At 65.0% G+C, this 16,787-nt stretch carries 22 protein-coding genes; 7 read left to right on the top strand and 15 right to left on the bottom strand.

Translation table 11 applies throughout. From position 1 onward, the window contains the following. The first annotated feature begins 99 nt into the window (after nt 1–99). The 5 genes from F3J44_RS11885 (at nt 100) to F3J44_RS11865 (ending at nt 3,374) form a co-directional block, all read left to right on the top strand. Nucleotides 100–501 carry a hypothetical protein gene (locus F3J44_RS11885; RefSeq protein ID WP_167068540.1) on the top strand — a complete coding sequence of 134 codons (402 nt, stop codon included), beginning with the start codon at nt 100–102 and terminating at the stop codon, nt 499–501. A 244-nt stretch (nt 502–745) separates the two neighbouring features. Further along, entirely contained in the window at nt 746–967 is a 222-nt protein-coding gene (locus tag F3J44_RS11880) for an MbtH family protein (protein ID WP_016711157.1), read from the top strand. Next, nucleotides 964–1,683 carry an alpha/beta fold hydrolase gene (locus F3J44_RS11875; RefSeq protein ID WP_167272523.1) on the top strand — a complete coding sequence of 240 codons (720 nt, stop codon included), beginning with the start codon at nt 964–966 and terminating at the stop codon, nt 1,681–1,683. Before F3J44_RS11880 ends, F3J44_RS11875 begins: the two co-directional genes overlap by 4 nt. Nucleotides 1,684–1,740: 57 nt before the next feature. Further along, the gene (locus F3J44_RS11870; RefSeq protein ID WP_167272521.1) at nt 1,741–2,292 is read left to right on the top strand and encodes a hydrolase; all 552 of its coding nucleotides are present in this window, start codon (nt 1,741–1,743) and stop codon (nt 2,290–2,292) included. A gap of 23 nt (nt 2,293–2,315) precedes the next feature. Beyond that, the gene (locus tag F3J44_RS11865) at nt 2,316–3,374 is read left to right on the top strand and encodes a DUF1615 domain-containing protein (RefSeq protein WP_370526736.1); all 1,059 of its coding nucleotides are present in this window, start codon (nt 2,316–2,318) and stop codon (nt 3,372–3,374) included. A gap of 105 nt (nt 3,375–3,479) precedes the next feature. Here F3J44_RS11865 and F3J44_RS11860 read toward each other — a convergent pair whose 3' ends face one another. From F3J44_RS11860 to F3J44_RS11820, 9 genes are all read right to left on the bottom strand, one after another. Continuing rightward, on the bottom strand, nt 3,480–4,349 hold the full coding sequence (locus tag F3J44_RS11860; protein WP_167272517.1) for a metal ABC transporter solute-binding protein, Zn/Mn family: 870 nt from the start codon (nt 4,347–4,349) through the stop codon (nt 3,480–3,482). Then, nucleotides 4,346–5,245: a metal ABC transporter permease gene (locus F3J44_RS11855; protein WP_167068528.1), complete on the bottom strand. Its 900-nt coding sequence runs from the start codon at nt 5,243–5,245 to the stop codon at nt 4,346–4,348. The genes F3J44_RS11860 and F3J44_RS11855 overlap by 4 nt, the downstream gene beginning before the upstream one ends. After that, a complete protein-coding gene (locus F3J44_RS11850; protein WP_167272515.1) occupies nt 5,245–5,991 on the bottom strand; it encodes a metal ABC transporter ATP-binding protein in 747 nt (248 codons plus the stop codon). The genes F3J44_RS11855 and F3J44_RS11850 overlap by 1 nt, the downstream gene beginning before the upstream one ends. Further along, nucleotides 5,988–6,890 carry a metal ABC transporter substrate-binding protein gene (locus tag F3J44_RS11845; RefSeq protein ID WP_167068522.1) on the bottom strand — a complete coding sequence of 301 codons (903 nt, stop codon included), beginning with the start codon at nt 6,888–6,890 and terminating at the stop codon, nt 5,988–5,990. The genes F3J44_RS11850 and F3J44_RS11845 overlap by 4 nt, the downstream gene beginning before the upstream one ends. A 16-nt stretch (nt 6,891–6,906) precedes the next feature. Continuing rightward, nucleotides 6,907–7,491 (bottom strand): DUF6162 family protein, encoded by a 585-nt coding sequence (locus tag F3J44_RS11840; RefSeq protein WP_205299835.1) that lies wholly within the window; start codon nt 7,489–7,491, stop codon nt 6,907–6,909. An 11-nt stretch (nt 7,492–7,502) separates the two neighbouring features. Beyond that, on the bottom strand, nt 7,503–7,823 hold the full coding sequence (locus tag F3J44_RS11835) for a hypothetical protein (RefSeq protein WP_167272513.1): 321 nt from the start codon (nt 7,821–7,823) through the stop codon (nt 7,503–7,505). Then, nucleotides 7,823–8,371: a thiamine pyrophosphate-binding protein gene (locus tag F3J44_RS11830; RefSeq protein WP_167068513.1), complete on the bottom strand. Its 549-nt coding sequence runs from the start codon at nt 8,369–8,371 to the stop codon at nt 7,823–7,825. The genes F3J44_RS11835 and F3J44_RS11830 overlap by 1 nt, the downstream gene beginning before the upstream one ends. Next, the gene (locus tag F3J44_RS11825) at nt 8,368–9,561 is read right to left on the bottom strand and encodes a PepSY domain-containing protein (RefSeq protein ID WP_167272510.1); all 1,194 of its coding nucleotides are present in this window, start codon (nt 9,559–9,561) and stop codon (nt 8,368–8,370) included. Before F3J44_RS11825 ends, F3J44_RS11830 begins: the two co-directional genes overlap by 4 nt. A 171-nt stretch (nt 9,562–9,732) precedes the next feature. After that, nucleotides 9,733–11,067, bottom strand: coding sequence for a lysine N(6)-hydroxylase/L-ornithine N(5)-oxygenase family protein (locus F3J44_RS11820; protein WP_167068507.1), 1,335 nt, complete (start codon nt 11,065–11,067; stop codon nt 9,733–9,735). A 200-nt stretch (nt 11,068–11,267) separates the two neighbouring features. Between F3J44_RS11820 and F3J44_RS11815 the strand changes: the two genes are divergently transcribed. Beyond that, nucleotides 11,268–11,717, top strand: a complete 450-nt coding sequence (locus tag F3J44_RS11815) for a hypothetical protein (protein WP_167068504.1) — start codon at nt 11,268–11,270, stop codon at nt 11,715–11,717. Between the two features lie 54 nt (nt 11,718–11,771). On the opposite strand, the gene pbpG is transcribed toward F3J44_RS11815, so the two are convergent. From pbpG to F3J44_RS11800, 3 genes are all read right to left on the bottom strand, one after another. Continuing rightward, nucleotides 11,772–12,698: a D-alanyl-D-alanine endopeptidase gene (gene pbpG / locus F3J44_RS11810; RefSeq protein WP_167068501.1), complete on the bottom strand. Its 927-nt coding sequence runs from the start codon at nt 12,696–12,698 to the stop codon at nt 11,772–11,774. A gap of 254 nt (nt 12,699–12,952) precedes the next feature. Next, a complete protein-coding gene (locus F3J44_RS11805) occupies nt 12,953–13,135 on the bottom strand; it encodes a hypothetical protein (RefSeq protein WP_167068498.1) in 183 nt (60 codons plus the stop codon). Between the two features lie 94 nt (nt 13,136–13,229). Continuing rightward, nucleotides 13,230–13,559, bottom strand: a complete 330-nt coding sequence (locus F3J44_RS11800; RefSeq protein ID WP_167068494.1) for a hypothetical protein — start codon at nt 13,557–13,559, stop codon at nt 13,230–13,232. A gap of 160 nt (nt 13,560–13,719) precedes the next feature. Here F3J44_RS11800 and F3J44_RS11795 point away from each other — a divergent pair, with 160 nt between their 5' ends. Then, on the top strand, nt 13,720–14,541 hold the full coding sequence (locus F3J44_RS11795; RefSeq protein WP_167272507.1) for a shikimate 5-dehydrogenase: 822 nt from the start codon (nt 13,720–13,722) through the stop codon (nt 14,539–14,541). 605 nt (nt 14,542–15,146) lie between these two features. Here F3J44_RS11795 and F3J44_RS11790 read toward each other — a convergent pair. The 3 genes from F3J44_RS11790 to F3J44_RS11780 all read right to left on the bottom strand — a co-directional run bounded on the left by F3J44_RS11790 (nt 15,147) and on the right by F3J44_RS11780 (nt 16,604). After that, the gene (locus F3J44_RS11790) at nt 15,147–15,389 is read right to left on the bottom strand and encodes a hypothetical protein (protein ID WP_167065255.1); all 243 of its coding nucleotides are present in this window, start codon (nt 15,387–15,389) and stop codon (nt 15,147–15,149) included. A 93-nt stretch (nt 15,390–15,482) separates the two neighbouring features. Beyond that, complete coding sequence (gene gloA, locus F3J44_RS11785; RefSeq protein ID WP_167272504.1) at nt 15,483–16,010, bottom strand: lactoylglutathione lyase; 528 nt, start codon at nt 16,008–16,010, stop codon at nt 15,483–15,485. A 225-nt stretch (nt 16,011–16,235) separates the two neighbouring features. Further along, nucleotides 16,236–16,604 carry a histone-like nucleoid-structuring protein, MvaT/MvaU family gene (locus F3J44_RS11780; RefSeq protein WP_370526734.1) on the bottom strand — a complete coding sequence of 123 codons (369 nt, stop codon included), beginning with the start codon at nt 16,602–16,604 and terminating at the stop codon, nt 16,236–16,238. Between the last annotated feature and the right edge of the window lie 183 nt (nt 16,605–16,787).

Below are 16,787 nucleotides of genomic sequence, written 5' to 3'. Positions count from 1 at the left end.
TCCAGCGGTTTGTGAAATTTTTTATCCTGGCAGGAAAGTTTTTCGGTGTGCGGAGAGTGGCTTGGCCGCGGCCGGGCGAGTGGGGCTATGCTTAGGGCCATGACCACCGCCCCTGCGCTTCGCCAACCCTGCCCCCCTGGCGCCTGTGATTGCGGCCGGGAGCAACTGGCCGAGCACCCGCCTGCAGCCCAGCGCATCCTTCTGCTCACGCGCCAGGAGGAAAAGCGCCTGCTCGAGCGCCTGGAAAACCTCAAGGACCTTGAAGACCTGCAACGCCTGCAGGTGCGGTTGTATGAAAATCTGGGCATCCGCGTGCATATCGTGCCGGGCTTCAACGAGGTGCGCACCATGCGCGGGATCGTGATCGAGCTCGATGCCCAGCCTGGGTTGTGCCGCAGGACCCGGCAGTCGATCCCGGCGGCGATTCGCCGGGGGTTGGAGCGTAATCCGCAGGTGGCGTTTCGGTTGCTTGATGCCCACGATTTGCTTCGGGATGCTTGAGGTGGTTGGCGTTGGGTGGGTGGCGGCTGTGAGATCGAGCGCCGCCCGCGCGGCGCATCGCGAGCTTTGCTCGCTCCTACGTTGTTTGTTTCGGGCCAGTGAGGCCTGGGGGATTGAGCGCGAATGCTTTGGCGCATGGCGCAATATGGCGTCGTAACTAATTTTTCCAAACCTTCCCACGTCTACTTGAAAGCCCCCCTACGCCATCCCCCGTAGCGGCACCATTCATTCAAGGAGACCGGCAATGACTTCCGTATTCGACCGCGACGATATCCAGTTCCAGGTAGTGGTCAACCACGAAGAGCAGTATTCCATCTGGCCCGACTACAAGGCGATCCCCAACGGCTGGCGCGCCGTGGGCAAGAGCGGCTTGAAGAAGGAATGCCTGGCCTACATCGACGAAGTCTGGACCGACATGCGCCCGCTGAGCCTGCGCCAGAAAATGGCCGAAGCTGCTGCCCAGTGACCACCGTCAACCTGCTGTGCCTGCCGTATTCGGGGGCCAGTGCGATGGTCTACAGCCGCTGGCGGCGCAAGCTGCCAGCCTGGCTGCAGGTGCGCCCGGTCGAACTGCCCGGGCGAGGCGCGCGCATGGGCGAACCCCTGCAAACCGACATGCAGGCGCTGGCCCGTCAACTGGCGGCCGAGCAGCGCCTGTGCACCCACGCGCCCTATGCCTTGCTCGGCCACAGCCTGGGGGCGTTGCTGGCCTTCGAGCTGGCGCACGAACTGCTGGCACTCGGCTGCCCGGCACCGTTGGCGCTGTTTGCCTGCGGCACGGCGGCGCCCACCCGGCGCGAAGACTACGACGGCAAGAACTGGCGCGACCCCAAGAGCGACGATGAGTTGAAGCACGAGCTGCGTGAACTCAACGGCACGCCCGAGGAAGTGCTGGCCAATGCCGAGTTGATGAGCCTGACCCTGCCGATCCTGCGTGCCGACTTCCAGCTCTGCGGCCGTTATGCCTACCGCGAGCGCCCCACGCTGTCGTGCCCCGTGCAGGTGCTGGGCGGCGCAGACGACCGTGCCAACCCGGAGCAACTGCAGGCCTGGGGCAAGGAAACCCATGGCGCGTTCGACGTGCAGATGTACCCCGGTGGGCACTTCTTCATCCACGAGCACGAAGACCAGGTGCTGGCCACGCTTGCGGCCTCCCTGGAGCCGTTGAGGCTGTCGGCCTGATTGACGCCACCGCGTGCCTGGGGGAGGCTAGTGCTTTTCCCAGGTTAAGGGCAGACAATGCTGATCGATCCTCGCAAGGCCACGCTGTTGGTGGTCGACATCCAGGAAAAACTCATCAACGCCATGGGCGACCCTGAGGGCACTCGCGCCCGGGCCCGCTGGTTGCTGGCCGCCAGCACCGAGCTGGAGCTGCCGGTGGTGATCTCCGAGCAATACCCCAAAGGCCTTGGCCACACCTTGCCTGAGCTGCTGGCTGCCGCGCCTGGCGCCCAGGTGGTGGAAAAGACCCATTTCTCCTGTGTGGCTGCCCAGTGCCTGCCCGCCAGCCTGATGGGCCGCGAACAGGTCATCGTGTGCGGCATGGAAACCCACGTGTGCGTATTGCAGACCGTGCTCGGCCTGCTGGCGCTGGGCAAGCAGGTGTTCGTGGTCGAGGATGCCTGCGATAGCCGCACCGCCGCCAGCAAGGCTGCCGGGATTGCGCGCATGCGCGACGCCGGGGCGCAGGTGGTGACCCGCGAGATGGTGCTGTTCGAACTGATGGGCAGCGCCAGCCACCCGCAGTTCCGCCACATCAGCAAGGCTTACCTGGTCGGTGAGCAGCCCTGAACGGCCGGCGGCTGGCGGCAGGGCTGTTGGCCCTGGCGCTGCTGCAGGGGTGTGCCGGGCGCCATGGGGAAGAAACGCCCGAGGCAAGCCCGGCCACGGTGCGCGCGCAGCTGCTGCGCTTGCTGCCGGCCCAGGCCAAGGACCGCGAAGGCTGGGCCACGGACATCCAGACGGCGTTCGAGGCCCAGGGCATTACCCCGAGCAAGAGCAACCTGTGCGCCGTGCTGGCGGTGACCGAGCAGGAATCGACCTTCAACGCCGACCCGCAGGTGCCCAACCTGGGGCGCATCGCCCGCAGCGAGATCGACCGCCGCGCGGCGCGCCTGCATATTCCCACGCTGTTGGTGGACGCTGCGTTGAAGACGCCCTCCGGCAATGGCCAGAGCTACCAGCAGCGGCTGCTGGCGGTGCGCAGCGAGAAACAACTGAGCGCGCTGTACGACGAGTTCATCGCCCGCCTGCCGATGGGCAACACCTTGCTGGGCGGGTTGAACCCGGTGCACACCGGCGGGCCGATGCAGGTCAGTGTCGAGTTTGCCCAGCAGCATGCCAAGGATTACCCCTACACCTATGACGGCACTATTCGCCAGGAGGTGTTCAGCCGCCGGGGTGGCATGTACTTCGGCATCGCCCACCTGCTCGGCTACCCAGCGCACTACGAGCGCCCGTTGTACCGTTTTGCCGACTTCAATGCCGGTTGGTACGCCAGCCGCAACGCGGCGTTCCAGGCAGCCTTGAGCCGGGTGACGGGGGCCTCGCTGGCGCTCGATGGCGACCTGATTGCGCCGGGAGCGATCATGCCGGGCAGCACCGAGCAGGCGGCGCGCAAGCTGGGGGTGAAGCTGGGGCTGCGCAACCCGCAGATCCGCAGCCAGTTGGCGTTGGGGGACCGCCTGGCGTTCGAGGACAGCACGCTGTACCACGGGGTGTTCGCCCTGGCTGACGCGGCGGCGGGCAAGGCCGTGCCGCGGGCGGTGCTGCCGGGAATCCAGCTGAAAAGCCCGAAGATCACCCGCAAGCTGACCACGGCGTGGTTTGCCGGGCGGGTGGATGAGCGCTATCAGCGGTGCCTGAAACGGTAGCATTAGCCTGTGGCGGCCCTTTCGCGAGCTGCGCTCGTTTCTACCGGGTTTTGCGACCCCTGGTAGGAGCGAGCGCAGCTCGCGAAAGGGCCATCACAGGCAACATCACCCCTCGCTCAACGCACCGACCACGTCCTCGACACTGGCCTTGAGTCCCGCCACGGTATCCTCGGCATCGCTCTCCACTACCAGCACCTTGGCCCCGGCCGCCTCGATCACCTGAACCACTGCCGCCTCCGGCTGCCGGTGATCCAGCACCAAGGCCACGTCCTGCGCCTTCAGGTTCTCCCCCAGCGCCTTCAACGCGGCGGCATCCCATTTGCCATCCGGCGGCAAGGGCTGCTCCACCACATCCAGGTTCAACCCGCTGGCCAGGTACCCCAGCCGCTCCGACAGGCTGACCACGCTCAAATTGTCCACCTCGGCCAGCTTCACCTGGCTGGCCGCCGCCACTTCCAGCAACTGGCGCTTGAGCGCGGCCAGGTTGCCCTGGATTTTCGCTTTGTCCGCCGGTGCCAGGCGTTCCAGGTCATTGGCCAGTACATCGGCCATGCGCCCAAGGTTGGTCGGGTGCAGCCAGGGGTAGCCGGCATAGGCGTCATCGCCGCTGACCGCGATGCCCGGCAGCGCGCCGTCCACCGGCCGCGCCGCGTCGATCTCGACAATGCGAATGTTGCTGCGCCGGGCCATCGGGTACAGCGGGTCGTCACGCCAGATCGAGCGCACGCCGATCACCGCGTCAGCCTTCTGCGCGGCCTTGGCCAGGCCGGCAGCACCGCGGCTGGTGAAGTACGAGGGCTGGCGGCTGGCCGGCAGGTTGGCCGGGGCGGCGCGGGTAAGCTGCACGCTGGTGCCGGCCAGCAGGGCGCTGGCCAGGCTGTGGGTAACGGGCAGGGTGGTCAGCACTTCGGTGGCGCTGGCCAGGCTGGCCGCGCCGCTCAAGGCGAAGGCCAGCGTCAGCTGTTTCAGGGTCATGCCGGGTTTCCTTGCAGGCGGGGAACGAGGGCGCGGGCCAGGGCAGCGAGGGCAAAGCAGATGCCCGCCACCAGGATGATCGCGGCGCCCGAGGGCACCGGCAGGTCGAGGGTGATCGGCAGCAGGATGCCCAGCAGCGTGCTCAGGGTGGCGATCAGCACCGAGATGAAGAAGAAGCCCTTCAGCGACTGGCTGACCAGGCGTGCGGCAGCCGCCGGAATCACCAGCAATGCACCGACCAGAATGGCCCCGATGACTTTCACCGACGCCACCGTCACCAGGGTCACCAGCACCACGAACAGGTAGTCCAGGGTTTTCACTGCCACCCCGCGCACCGCCGCCAGTTGCGGGTTGAAGCTGGCCAGCATGATGCGGTTGTACAGCGGCAGGGCCAATGCCAACACCAGTACCGCGACGATGCCCAGCACCACCAGGTCCTGGGCGCTGACGGTCAGCACCGAGCCAAACAGTACGTTTTCGAGGATGTGCACGTTGATCTTGCCGGCCAGCATCAGCAGCAGGCTGGCGCCGAGGGCCAGCGACACCGAAAGGAACACGCCGATCAGCGTGTCCGGGGCCAGCCCGGTGCGGTTGCGCAGGAAGTTGAGCAGGATGCCGAACAGCAGGCAGTAGCCGAACAGGCTGCCGTAGGGCCCGGTGTAGGGCTCGCCGAGCAGGATGCCGATGGCCACGCCGGTGAGCGCGGCGTGGCCCACTGCTTCGCTGAAGAAGGCAAAGCGCTTGACCACGACCAAGGTGCCCAGGCCCCCCAGTACCGGGCCGATCATCAGCCCGGCAAGCAAGGCGTTGACCACGAAACCGTAGGCCAGCGCCTCCGGCAGCACGCCTGCATCGGCCCAACCCTGGACCCATTGGCGGAAGGCTTCAAAACTCATCAGGCAAGGCTCTCGCTACGTGGGTGAACGGAGAACAGGCCGAGCAGGCGCTCGGGGGTCAGGGCTTCGGCGGGCGGTGCGTCGAACAGCACCCGGCGGCTCAGCCCGGTGACCCGGTCGGCCAGGCGCAGCAAAGCTTGCAGGTCGTGCTCGATCCACAACACGGTGGTGCCGGCCTGGCGCCAGCCCTGCAGCAACTGCTCGAACACCTGGATACCGGCTTCATCGAGTGCCGACATCGGCTCGTCGAGCACCAGCAGTTGCGGCTCGGGAATCAGCCCCTGGGCCAACAGCACGCGCTGGCGCTCACCCCCGGACAGCGCGCCCATGCGCCGTTTGCGCTTGTCGAGCATGCCGACCCGCGCCAGCGCTGCTTCCACCGCCGGTTGCACGCGCCGTGAAAGGCCAAGAAAAGCCGGTCGCCGTTGGCACATGGCAGCCATGAAGTCATCGACGGTCATGGGCAGGCCCCGGTCGAACTCCAGCGCCTGGGGGATGTAGCCGATCACCTGCTGCTCCCCCGACCAATGCAGGGTCAGTTCCCCCTGGTGCGGCATTTGCCCGAGCAGGGTCTTGATCAGCGAGCTCTTGCCGCCGCCGTTGGGGCCGACGATGGCGTGCACGCTGCCGGCGGCGACGCCGAAGCGCACCTGGTCGAGGATGCGGGTGCGGCCCAGGGTCAGGTCGATGCCGGCGAACTCGATGCGCGGCCCGCGAGGCACGGCGAGGGTGGCGGCCGCGGTCATGCGCGGTTCTCCTGAATGGCACGAACCACTGTGTCGAGGTTGCGCTTCATCTCCACCTCGTACTTGTCCTTGGTGTATTCGCCGTAGGAAATATGCGTCAACGGGTACAGGCGAACGCCAGACTCACGCTGGATGGTTTCGACATAGGCAGATGGAAAATCCATTTCCGAGAAAATCACCTTCACATCCAGTGCCTTGAGCTGGTCGATGGTTTTTTTCAGCTGCGCCGGGCTCGGCTCGATGCCATGGGCAGGCTCCACCACGGCGGTCACTTCCAGGCCGAAGTCACGTACCAGGTAGTCGTAGGCCGCGTGGATGGTGGCCACGCGGAAGGTTGCGGCGGGGGCCTCGGTGACCTTGGCCAGGGCTTCGGCGCGCAGCGCACGCAGGCGCTTGGCGTAGGCGCGGGCATTCTGGGTGTAGAACTTGGCGTTGTCCGGGTCGAGCTTGCCCAGTTCCCGGGCGATGTTGTTGACCTGGGCAATGGTGGTGCTGATCGACAGGAACGTGTGTGGGTTAACCACCTTGCCAGCGCCGCGGGCCGCGATGCCGGTGGCGGCCAGCAACGGCACGTTCTGGTTCGCCTCGATGGTGGGCACGCCAGGCTTTTCGCTGGCGGCGATCATGCGGTCGGCAAAGTCGTCATGGCCTACGCCGTTGAGCACCACCACATCCAGGGTGCCGATGCGCTTGATGTCTTCGGCACGCGGCTCGTAGGCATGCGGGTTGAAGCCTGCCGGAATCAGCGGCACCACTTCGGCCTTGTCACCGACGATATTGCTGACATAACTGTAGTACGGGTGCAGGGTAATACCGATGCGCAGGGGCTTGCCGCTGTCGGCCTGGGCCAGGGCGGGCAAGGCGCAGGCCAGGAGCAGGGCGAGGGCTTTGCGGAGCATGGGAGAGTCCTTGGGTTCAGTGACGGTGTTCGCGGGTAACCCCGGCGTCGTAGTGGCTGACCACCTGTTGCCAGCCGGCGGCAATCAGCGCGGCCTGGCCGAGGTCGTCCGGGGCCAGGGCGGCGCTGTCGCGGCGCAGCCAGACATCGGCCTGGCCTGTGCTGTCGCCGGGCAGAATCAGCAGGAAACTGCCGGCCACCTGCGGGGCCTGGCTGTGGCCCAGGTAGGCGCCGCTGGGCAGCCATTGCCACTGGTGGTTGCCACGGCTCTGGCTGCCGGCATCGACCACGAACGGTGGCAGGCCTTCATCGGCCAGCGCCTGCACGTCGGGGGTGCTGGCCGACTCCTCGCGCAGCAGCAGGATTTCGTCGAAGGCCACCCGCAGGTCGGTGTAGATGCCCTGTTCGGCGGCGCTGAGGTCGCGGCGCGCGTCGATCTGGTGGCTGGCGATGGCCTGTTCGTCTTCGCGCTCACCGCGCAGCCAGACCACGCCGGCGGCCAGCAGCATGATCAGCAGGCTGGCCAGCAGCACGTAGAGGGTTTCGTGCCCGGCACCGGCGGGGCGCACCCGCTGGGTGCGGCCCTGGGTTGGGCTGCTCAAGGTTGGGCTACTCATGGCTGGGCGATATCGGCGTGGTCCACTTCCACCACATGGCCGGGGCCTGCGTCGAACAGCACGTAGAACTCCCCGTCCGGGCGCTTGAAGGTCAAGGTCGAGTCATCGCCGAGCTTGCCGCCGACCAGCACCTGTTCGTCGTAGCCGATCACATCGAGGGTGACCCCCGGGGCGCCGCTGCCATCGGAGAAACCACCCGTGCACTTGACCTGGCCACCGGCGATGTCCTCGCACTCGCACATCGGGTTGTGCGCCAGGGCAGGGCCTGCGCTTAGCACCAGCAGGGGCAGGGCAAGCCTGCGGATCAGGGTGTTCATCATTTGCCTCCTTGTTTTTCGAGCCAGGCCACGGTCGCCGGCGAAGCCTTGGCCAGCGCCACGGCGGCCTGGTGCATGCTGCCGTCCCAGCCTTCGACGGTAATCCACACCTGGGCGTCGGCCTTGGTGCGTGGCGGAATCGGCAGGTTGGTGCCCATGCGGTAGGGCGCGCCGAAGAAGATGGTGCCGGCGGCGCGCAGGCTGCGCGGCTTGCCGATGCGCAGGTAAACGGCCTTGACCTCCTGGATGCAGGCCTTGCACAGCGCTGCATTGAAGGATTTGAAGTGGCCCGCCGGGCCGTCGGCGCGTGGCGCTTCATCGCGCAGTTCGGCCAGGTCCAGGTGGTAGGGGCCAACCTGGATGTCGCGAATCACGTTCACGCCCAGCCCGGCATCGCCGCGAAACAGCTTGGCATCGGCGAAGTACTTGGGCATGAAGCCCAGCGGAATCAGGATCAGCAGGATGTTCAGGTGAAAGCGCCACTTCAGCCACCATTGCTTGAGTGCGCTGCCTGGGCGGGCGTTGCTGTGGGCCGGGGCCTGGCTCATGGCTGGGTCTCCAGGGTGGTTTCACGGTGGCGGGGGCGTGGTGCACGTTCGCTGCGCTTGAGCGCGGCAGCGGTGGCCTGGGCGGTGCGCTTGGTCCAGATCAGCAGGCCGCTGAGCACCAGCAGGGTGAGGACCAGGCCAAAGAAGAACCACACCAGCTTGATGGGCAGGCCGCCGAAGTCGCCGGTGTGCAGGGGGCGCATGGACTCGGTGACGAACTCCAGGGCCGAGCGGTCGCCGAGCAGGAACTGGCTGTCGACATTGCGGGTGTACGGGTTGACCGTGGCGCTCTGGAACATCAAGGGGTACCAGCCTGGGCCGCTCAGGGTGATGTGGCTGTAGGCGGTGGCGGGCAAGCTGATGAAGCTGATTTCCAGCCCCGGCACCGCCAGCCCGGCGATACGCGCCGCTTCGTCCAGGTCGATGCGTGGGGCGGGGCTGCCATCGGGCGTCTGTGGTACGTCCTCGCGGGCAATCACCGGTACGATCGGGCGGCTGGAAATGGTGATGTGGTTGTCGAACAGAATGGCCTGGATCAGGAACCAGGTGCCGGTGATGGAAATCACCGCAATGAACCAGATCGACCACACCCCTGCCAGGCGGTGCAGATCACCCCAGAAAATGCGCGAGCCGTGGCCGGTGCGCACTGGCTTGAAGAAGCCTTTCCAGAACTTCTTGTAGACCACCAGCCCCGTTACCAGCGAGGCCAGCATCGGCAAGCCCAGCAGCGATACCAGATACCAGCCCCAGCTGAAACCGCTGGTGAAGGGCACCAGCCACCAGCCATGCAGCGCGCGGGTGAAACCTTCGAAGTTGAAGTCCGGCACCTTGCCTTGGATTGCCCCGGTGTAGGGGTTGATGTAGAGGGTAGGGCTGGTGCCATCGGGGTAGGTGACCCCGGCATTGAGGGCGAAATGCGAGCCGTCGGGCTGGCGCAACGAACGCACCACCAAGTCCGGTTCAGCCTTGTGCAGGGCATCGAGCACCTGCTGGTAGCTCAGCCGTTCGGTGGCGTCGTCCGGCGGGTTGGCGCGCACGTCGGGGTTGGCCAGCCAGACGATCTCCTGGCTGACCACGGCAAGCATGCCGGTGAAGCACACGATCAGGACAAAGAACCAGATCGGCAGGGCGAGCCAGCTGTGCACCAGGAACCACAGCTTGGATTTGGATTTTTTCGGAGGTTTGGCCATCGGTCCGTCTTCTGCAAATGAGCGGTCGAGCCTACGCCCAACCTGATTGGCTGCATTGATAAGGACGAATGAGAATGGAAATCCTGCCAGTTTAAGTGCAAGCAAATGTTTCAGATGGCACACAGCCGGCAGCGTGCGGGGCACGTTGCCGGCTGTGTGAGGGGGGGCGGGTCAGGCGCTGGTCAGCGCTACGCTGGGCTGGGGTTTGCCGTGCAGGTGGGCCAGGTCCTGGTACAACGCCTGGCCGATTTCGGCGGCCCGGGCCGGCAGTACCGACAGCAGGGTGTCGCTCAGGCCGTGGCTGTTCTCGCAGAAGCCTTGCAGGTAAACCGAGGCCTGCAGTTGCGGGCTGGCCAGCACGCGGTAGTTGCGGTCGACCTTGAAGTCTTCCAGGTACTCGGCCAGGGGGGCCAGCAGGTCACGGTGGGAGCTGCGCTCGTAGCCGGTGGCGAGGATGATGGCATCGTAGCGGTGGGTTTGCTGCTGGCCGGTGGCGAGGTCGCGCAGGGTCAGTTCGATGCCGTCGCGGGTGGCGACCACGGCTTCCACCTGGCGACGGCACAGCACGTTGTGACGGAACTGGTGGGCAACCTTCTGCCGGTAGAGGATGCCGTAGATGCGCTCGATCAGGTCAAGGTCGACCACCGAGTAGTTGGTGTTGTGGTATTCGCCCACCAGCTTGGCGCGCTGGTCGGCCGGCTCGTTGTAGACCAGGTCGGTGTAGTCGGGCGAGAAGATTTCGTTGACGAATGGGCTATCGTCAGCTGGCTTGAGTGCCGAGCCGCGCAGCACCATGTCGACCTTCACCGACGGGTAGCTGTCGTTGAGGTCGATGAATGCCTCGGCGGCGCTCTGGCCGGAGCCGATCACGGCAATGCGCATCGGCTTGCCGGCGCTGCAAGGCAGCTTGTTCAGGCTGCTCAGGTACTGGGAGTGGTGGAATACCCGCGGATCGTCCTTGAACGCGCCGAATTTCTCCGGGATTTTCGGCGTGCCGCCGCTGCCCACCACCACCGAGCGAGTGCGGCGGGTGTATTCGCGGCCCTGGCTGTCGCGCGACACCAGGCGCAGGTGCTCGACGCGGCCGGCTTTCACTTCCGGCTCGATGCGCAGCACCTGCTCGCCGTACACGGCCTGGGTGGCAAAGTGCTCGGCGGCCCAGCGCAGGTAGTCGTTGTACTCCAGGCGGCAGGGGTAGAAGGTGCCCAGGTTGATGAAGTCGGCCAGGCGCTGCTTCTGGTGCAGGTAATTGACGAAGCTGTAGGGGCTGGTGGGGTTGCGCAGCGAAACCAGGTCCTTGAGGAAGGAAATCTGCAGTTCGCTCTGGGTGGCCAGGGTTTCACCGTGCCAGCGGTAGTCCTGCTGTTTGTCGATGAACAGTGCGTCGAGCGCGTGGCCCTGGGTTTGCGCAAGCTCTTCCAGGGCGATGGCCAGGGCCAGGTTGGAGGGGCCGAAGCCCACGCCGATCAGGTCCTTGATACTTTCCGGGTGTGCAGACTGGCTCATGGCTGCGGTTCCATAGTGGGCAAATGTTGGCGCACGCCGGGGCTCCGGCGCCTGCGTGGGTTCATTGGGTGGAACGAGCCAAGGGAGGGGGAATTTACTGAACGCTGGTCAGCCGGGGTGAATGCCGGGCTAAAGGTTTGCGCGGTTCAGCCGATACGCAAGTCAACTCAAGGACCCCATCGCAACACAGGGAGAACGACATGGTAGGTATCGCGGCAATCAGTATCAGCAACCCATCGGCCCAGGCCACAACCGCCACCACGGCCACCCAGGCGGCCGACACCGAGGAGTCGGGCAGCGGTTCGCTGCAGGTCGACACCTCGTCCCTGCGCAGCAACGGCCAGGCCCAGGGCGCCGGTGGCGCAGGCGGCGCCAAGGACAGCAGCGACAGCGATGAGCCGTCGCACATCAAGCAACTGCGCGAGATGATCAAGAAGCTGCAGAAGCAGTTGGCCGACGAGCAGAAGCAACTGGCCGAGTTGATGGCGAAGAAGAGCGACGATGTCGCCAAGGTTGCGCAGATCAGCGCCAAGCAGGCCAACGTCGCCACGCTCAACGGCGAGATCCTGGCCGCTACCGCGCAGCTGCTGACGGCGCTGCAGGAAAGTGGTGGCAGCAGTGCCGGCAGCGTGGTCGATACCCAGGCTTGAGGCAAGCCGGTAAGCGCGGCCTTGCTGTCAGGCAGCAAGGCCGCTTGGGGCGGTTTACTCCGAGGCCAGGCGGCCCTTGTTCTGGCGGTCCGACTTGTACTGCAGGGCCACTGCCGGGGCCGGTTTGGTCGCACCGGTTTCCAACCACTGGCGCAGGCGGCTGGCATCGGCGAAGTGGGTGTACTTGCCGAACGCGTCGAGAATCACCATGGCCACCGGGCGGTTGTCCATGCGCGTCAGCAGCACCAGGCAGTGCCCGGCTTCGTTGGTGAAGCCGGTCTTGGTCAGCTTGATGTCCCAGTTGCTCTTGTTCACCAGGTGGTCGGTGTTACGGAAGCCCAGGGTGTAGTTGGGCTTGCGGAAGGCCACGGTTTTCTCGCGGGTGGTCGACAGCTCGCTGAGCATCGGGTACTTGCGCGCAGCCATCAGCAACTTGCCCAGGTCGCGGGCAGTGGACACGTTCTGCGTCGACAGGCCGGTCGGCTCCACGTAGCGGGTGTGGCTCATGCCCAGGGCGCGGGCCTTGGCGTTCATCGCCTTGATGAAGGCCGGGTAGCCGCCCGGGTAGTGATTGGCCAGCGTGGTGGCGGCGCGGTTTTCCGAGGACATCAAGGTAATCAGCAGGGTTTCGCGGCGGTTCAGCTCGCTGCCCAGGCGCACGCGCGAATACACGCCTTTCATGTCTGGGTTGTTGGCGATGGTCATGGTGAGCATCTCATCCATGGGCAGCTTGGCGTCCAGCACCACCATCGCCGTCATCAGTTTGCTCACCGACGCGATGGGCAGCACGCGGTCGGCGTGGCTCGAATACAGTTCCTGGTTGGTGTTGAGGTCGATCAGCAGGGCGCTGCCGGAGGCCAGGTGCAGCTTGGATGGGTCGCGTTGAACCTGGGCCGGGGGTTGTGCAGCAGCGGTCGACGGTAGAGTCGCGGTACCTGTGAGCAACAGCAGCAGGCTGAGGATGGACAGGGATGTTTTCACGTTGAGGCTCACTAAAAGTTGGTATGTCGTTGGCTGTGCAAGGGTTTTCCCCCAGGAAACCGCTGCATTGTGGAGTATGGTCGAAGTGCTGTCGATTGCTCGTTGATTCACCCTATCGAAATGAAAAAAGCTTCATGCTGTAACGGTTTTTCGGTGCCTGGGCGGGGGGTTGGCAGGTAGGCGCGAGCAGGCAAAAAAAGACCCGCCAGGGAGCGGGTCAGAGAGGTGGAGAGAGCAACGCACAACAAATTCGGTCAGGCGATCAGGCAGTCGGCCTGCAATTGGGCGGCCAGGGCCTGGGCAGACGCACGGCTGGCCATCGGGCCACTGACCGCTTCGCCATTGCGCACCAGGTACCAGCAGGCCAGCAGGCCTTGTTTACGCAAGGTGGCGGGTACCGCGCTGCCGATGACGGACATGATCTGGATAGTGGCCATGGGGACCTCCTGTGAAACATGGCACTACCTTACCCAGCCGCCGCGGCGCTTTGAAATCGACCCGCTCAATAGTGTTCATTGATTCCATCAACGGTTACCAGCGAGGCGGACCGTAGTACACCGGTGGTGGGCCGTAGGTGCGGTACACCGGAGGTGGCGGCGCCGGCACGTAGTACGGCTGGTAATAGACGGGCTGTGGCGGCGCCTGGACATACACCGGGGGCGGCCCGTAGTAGGCAGGCTGACGCTCTACATAGACGGTCCGGTCGTGGCCGCCGCTGACTGTCGCTCCAACCACGGCACCGACCACGGCTGCGCCAAGCAGCGGGCCAGGGCCATACCAGCCACCGCCGTGGGCGGAGGCCTGCCCGCTGATGGCCAGGGCGCCTACCAGCAGGGCGATTCCGGGGATGAAACGGTTCATGGGACTTCCTCGTAGAAAACCCCTCGCTTGGGGCCTTGTTACTATGACCGCAGTTATCGTCAACTGAGCACAGGGGAAGGGTAAAGGTTGTGTAAGGGACGACCAGCGGTTGGCTCTGGTACGCTGCACAAACGTTTCAGTCATGAAGAAGGACCGGTTTATGGCGACAACTCCTAGCAGAAACACCGTGTTGTGCATTTCCCTGGCCGGGCGGCCGGGCACCTTCGGTGTGCGCTTTCATAACCACCTCTACCAGCAGCTGGGCCTGGGCTACTACTACAAGGCCATGACCACCGACGACCTGCCGGCCGCCGTGGCCGGTATCCGCGCCCTGGGCATCCGTGGTTGCGGGGTGTCGATGCCCTACAAGGAAGCGTGCATGGCCCTGGTGGATGAAATCGACCCGTCGGCAGCGGCCATCGAATCGGTCAATACCTTGGTCAATACTGGCGGCCACCTGAAGGCATACAACACCGATTACCTGGCGGTGCGCCAGTTGCTGGAGCAGCACCGAGTCGACCCGGCCACTGCCTTTGCCTTGCGTGGCAGCGGCGGCATGGCCAAGGCCGTGGCCAGCGCCCTGCGTGATGCGGGGTTTGCCGAAGGCATCATCGTCGCGCGCAACGAGCAGGCCGGCCGGCAACTGGCGGATGTGTGCGGCTACCGTTGGGTGCGTGAACTGGGCGACCTGTGCCCGCCGATGCTGGTGAACGTGACGCCGATTGGCATGGCCGGTGGCCCCGAGGCTGATGAACTGGCGTTCCCCGAGCAGGCCATTGCCGCTGCCGAGCGGGTGTTCGACGTGGTGGCGATGCCTTCGCGCACGCCCTTGATCCAGCGTGCCGAGGCGTTGGGCAAGCCGGTGATCACTGGGCTTGAGGTGATCGCGCTGCAGGCCCTTGAGCAGTTCGTGCTGTACACCGGGGTGCGGCCTACGCTGGAACAAGTCAAGGCTGCCGTGGCCTTTGCACGGCAGCAATAAGCCAACCCGCGTTGTTGGCGCAGGGCCCGGTAGGAGCGAGCGTAGCTCGCGATGGGCTGCAGCGCAGCCCCGGCACTCTGAGCCGCGAAGCTGAAAACCTCGGGCCGCTGCGCGCCCCATCGCGAGCTACGCTCGCTCCTACCACGTCCGCGCAACGGGGTGCGGCCTACGCTGGAACAAGTCAAGGCTGCCGTGGCCTTTGCACGGCAGCAATAAGCCAACCCGCGTTGTTGGCGCAGGGCCTGTTAGGCGCGAGCGTAGCTCGCGATGGGCTGCAGAGCAGCCCCGGCACTCTGAGCCGCGAAGCTGAAAACCTCGGGCCGCTGCGCGCCCCATCGCGAGCTACGCTCGCTCCTACCGCGTCCGCGCAACGGGGTGCGGCCTACGCTGGAACAAGTCAAGGCTGCCGTGGCCTTTGCACGGCAGCAATAAGCAAACCCGCGTTGTTGGCGCAGGGCCCGGTAGGAGCGAGCGTAGCTCGCGATGGGCTGCAGAGCAGCCCCGGCACTCTGAGCCGCGAAGCTGAAAACCTCGGGCCGCTGCGCGCCCCATCGCGAGCTACGCTCGCTCCTACCGCATCCGCGCAAACCCTGTAGGTTCGAAACTCAGAACGCCTTGTGGCCCTTGTCCAGCTGTTCGTCCACCAGCGACCGGCCATGGGCCAGCGACACATGCTGGGCATTGTCCAGGTCGGCGAAGAACTTCAGCGGCATCGAAATGCGCCTGCTGGTGTGCCCGTGCGGGTCGGTGATCAGGCAGCCGGCGGCATAGGGCAGGGGGGAGTCGGGGTGGGGCATCACGCTGGCGGTGATGGTGTGCTCGCGGTATTCACAGTGAAGAGATTGCATCGTCCTTACCTCGCTGTGGCATGTGAAGCAGTTACCTTCATATACCACAGCAAGGGGCCGGGAGTTCCCGGCCCGACGAGCGCGAGCCGGTGGTCAGCCCTTGAGTTCGCCCGGCTGGATCACTTCCACCCAGTAACCGTCCGGGTCCTTGACGAAAGCCAGGTGGTTCATGCGGCCGTCTTGCAGGCGCTTCTGGAACGGCACGTCCAGGGCCTCGAAGCGGGCGCAGGCCTCGCGCACGTCCGGCACCGAGATGCAGATGTGGCCGAAGCCGCGCGGGTCGGTGTTGCCGTTGTGGTAGGCGAAGTCCGCGTCGTTTTCGGTGCCGTGGTTGTGGGTCAGTTCCAGCACGCCCGGAATCGACTTCATCCACTGGTGGCGCTCGGCGTCGTCAGCCGGGATTTGCGCGGGGTCGACCAGGGCCAGGAAGTACAGGCTGAAGGCGGCCTCAGGGAAGTCGCGTTTGTCGACCAGGCGGAAACCCAGCACGCGGGTGTAGAAGTCCAGCGATTTCTCGATGTCCTTGACCCGCAGCATGGTGTGGTTGAAGACGAACTGGGCGGTGGCGGTGTCCGGTTGCGCGGTGACACCCGGCAGGGTTTGCAGATCGTGCAGGCTCATGGGTACTCCAGAGGCGGGGCTGGCACCTGCGTGCCAGCGAAACAAACAGGCGGCCATGATACGGCAGTGAAGCGATTGCGCAAATGAAAGCGCCCTGCACGAGTGCAGGGCGCTGGAATTAGAGGCCCGCATGTGCGGGCGCGTGATGGGGTCGCTAGTCCTTTAGCTGTTTCGATACTGACCCTGCGCTTGTGAAAAAAGTGTGAAGTGGGCGTTGAAGTTTCATCAGCGCACCCAACTTTCCACCGTGCCGGCGCCGTACTGTTCTTTCCACGCCTTCAGGCCGCGGTGGTTGCCGCCCTTGGTTTCGATCAGCTCGCCGGTGTGCGGGTTTTCATACACTTTGACCACGCGCGGACGGCGTTGCTGTTTCGGCGCCGGGGCTGCGCCTCGGGTGACTGCCTTGGGGTCGAGAATGGCGATGATGTCGCGCAGGCTCTTGTCGTAGCTTTTCATCAGGCCGACTAGTTTCTGCTCGAATTCGATTTCGCGTTTGAGGCCGTCATCCTTTTTCAGCGCCTCCAGTTGTGCCATTTGTTCCTGGAGCGCTTTTTCGGCAGCACGAAACTCTGCAAGTCTGGACACTGTAATCACTCCTATCCGTCTTTCGTGGCAGGGCGTGACGAACATTGAAGGGCAATAAACGCCGGCCACGTGGGGGGTTGCTACTGTTCGCTGATAACGAGTGTAGACACTTGCAGCAGTTGGGTAAACCGCAAACTTTTTATAAGTAACGGGGGAACTTAAGCGGTTTGTTGTGCGGTAATTTCGATACCC

Origin of the sequence: Pantoea sp. Tr-811 (genome assembly GCF_011752535.1) — a bacterium.
Lineage (GTDB): Bacteria > Pseudomonadota > Gammaproteobacteria > Pseudomonadales > Pseudomonadaceae > Aquipseudomonas.
Note: the sequence above shows the minus strand (reverse complement) of the source record. Positions and strands in the feature narration are given on the sequence as shown.

Coding starts and splice junctions, on each gene's coding strand:
- F3J44_RS11885 (WP_167068540.1), top strand. CDS start 100: ATGACCACCGCCCCTGCGCTTCGCCAACCCTGCCCCCCTGGCGCCTGT.
- F3J44_RS11880 (WP_016711157.1), top strand. CDS start 746: ATGACTTCCGTATTCGACCGCGACGATATCCAGTTCCAGGTAGTGGTC.
- F3J44_RS11870 (WP_167272521.1), top strand. CDS start 1,741: ATGCTGATCGATCCTCGCAAGGCCACGCTGTTGGTGGTCGACATCCAG.
- F3J44_RS11860 (WP_167272517.1), bottom strand. CDS start 4,349: ATGACCCTGAAACAGCTGACGCTGGCCTTCGCCTTGAGCGGCGCGGCC.
- F3J44_RS11855 (WP_167068528.1), bottom strand. CDS start 5,245: ATGAGTTTTGAAGCCTTCCGCCAATGGGTCCAGGGTTGGGCCGATGCA.
- F3J44_RS11850 (WP_167272515.1), bottom strand. CDS start 5,991: ATGACCGCGGCCGCCACCCTCGCCGTGCCTCGCGGGCCGCGCATCGAG.
- F3J44_RS11845 (WP_167068522.1), bottom strand. CDS start 6,890: ATGCTCCGCAAAGCCCTCGCCCTGCTCCTGGCCTGCGCCTTGCCCGCC.
- F3J44_RS11835 (WP_167272513.1), bottom strand. CDS start 7,823: ATGAACACCCTGATCCGCAGGCTTGCCCTGCCCCTGCTGGTGCTAAGC.
- F3J44_RS11830 (WP_167068513.1), bottom strand. CDS start 8,371: ATGAGCCAGGCCCCGGCCCACAGCAACGCCCGCCCAGGCAGCGCACTC.
- F3J44_RS11825 (WP_167272510.1), bottom strand. CDS start 9,561: ATGGCCAAACCTCCGAAAAAATCCAAATCCAAGCTGTGGTTCCTGGTG.
- F3J44_RS11820 (WP_167068507.1), bottom strand. CDS start 11,067: ATGAGCCAGTCTGCACACCCGGAAAGTATCAAGGACCTGATCGGCGTG.
- F3J44_RS11815 (WP_167068504.1), top strand. CDS start 11,268: ATGGTAGGTATCGCGGCAATCAGTATCAGCAACCCATCGGCCCAGGCC.
- F3J44_RS11805 (WP_167068498.1), bottom strand. CDS start 13,135: ATGGCCACTATCCAGATCATGTCCGTCATCGGCAGCGCGGTACCCGCC.
- F3J44_RS11800 (WP_167068494.1), bottom strand. CDS start 13,559: ATGAACCGTTTCATCCCCGGAATCGCCCTGCTGGTAGGCGCCCTGGCC.
- F3J44_RS11795 (WP_167272507.1), top strand. CDS start 13,720: ATGGCGACAACTCCTAGCAGAAACACCGTGTTGTGCATTTCCCTGGCC.
- F3J44_RS11790 (WP_167065255.1), bottom strand. CDS start 15,389: ATGCAATCTCTTCACTGTGAATACCGCGAGCACACCATCACCGCCAGC.
- gloA (WP_167272504.1), bottom strand. CDS start 16,010: ATGAGCCTGCACGATCTGCAAACCCTGCCGGGTGTCACCGCGCAACCG.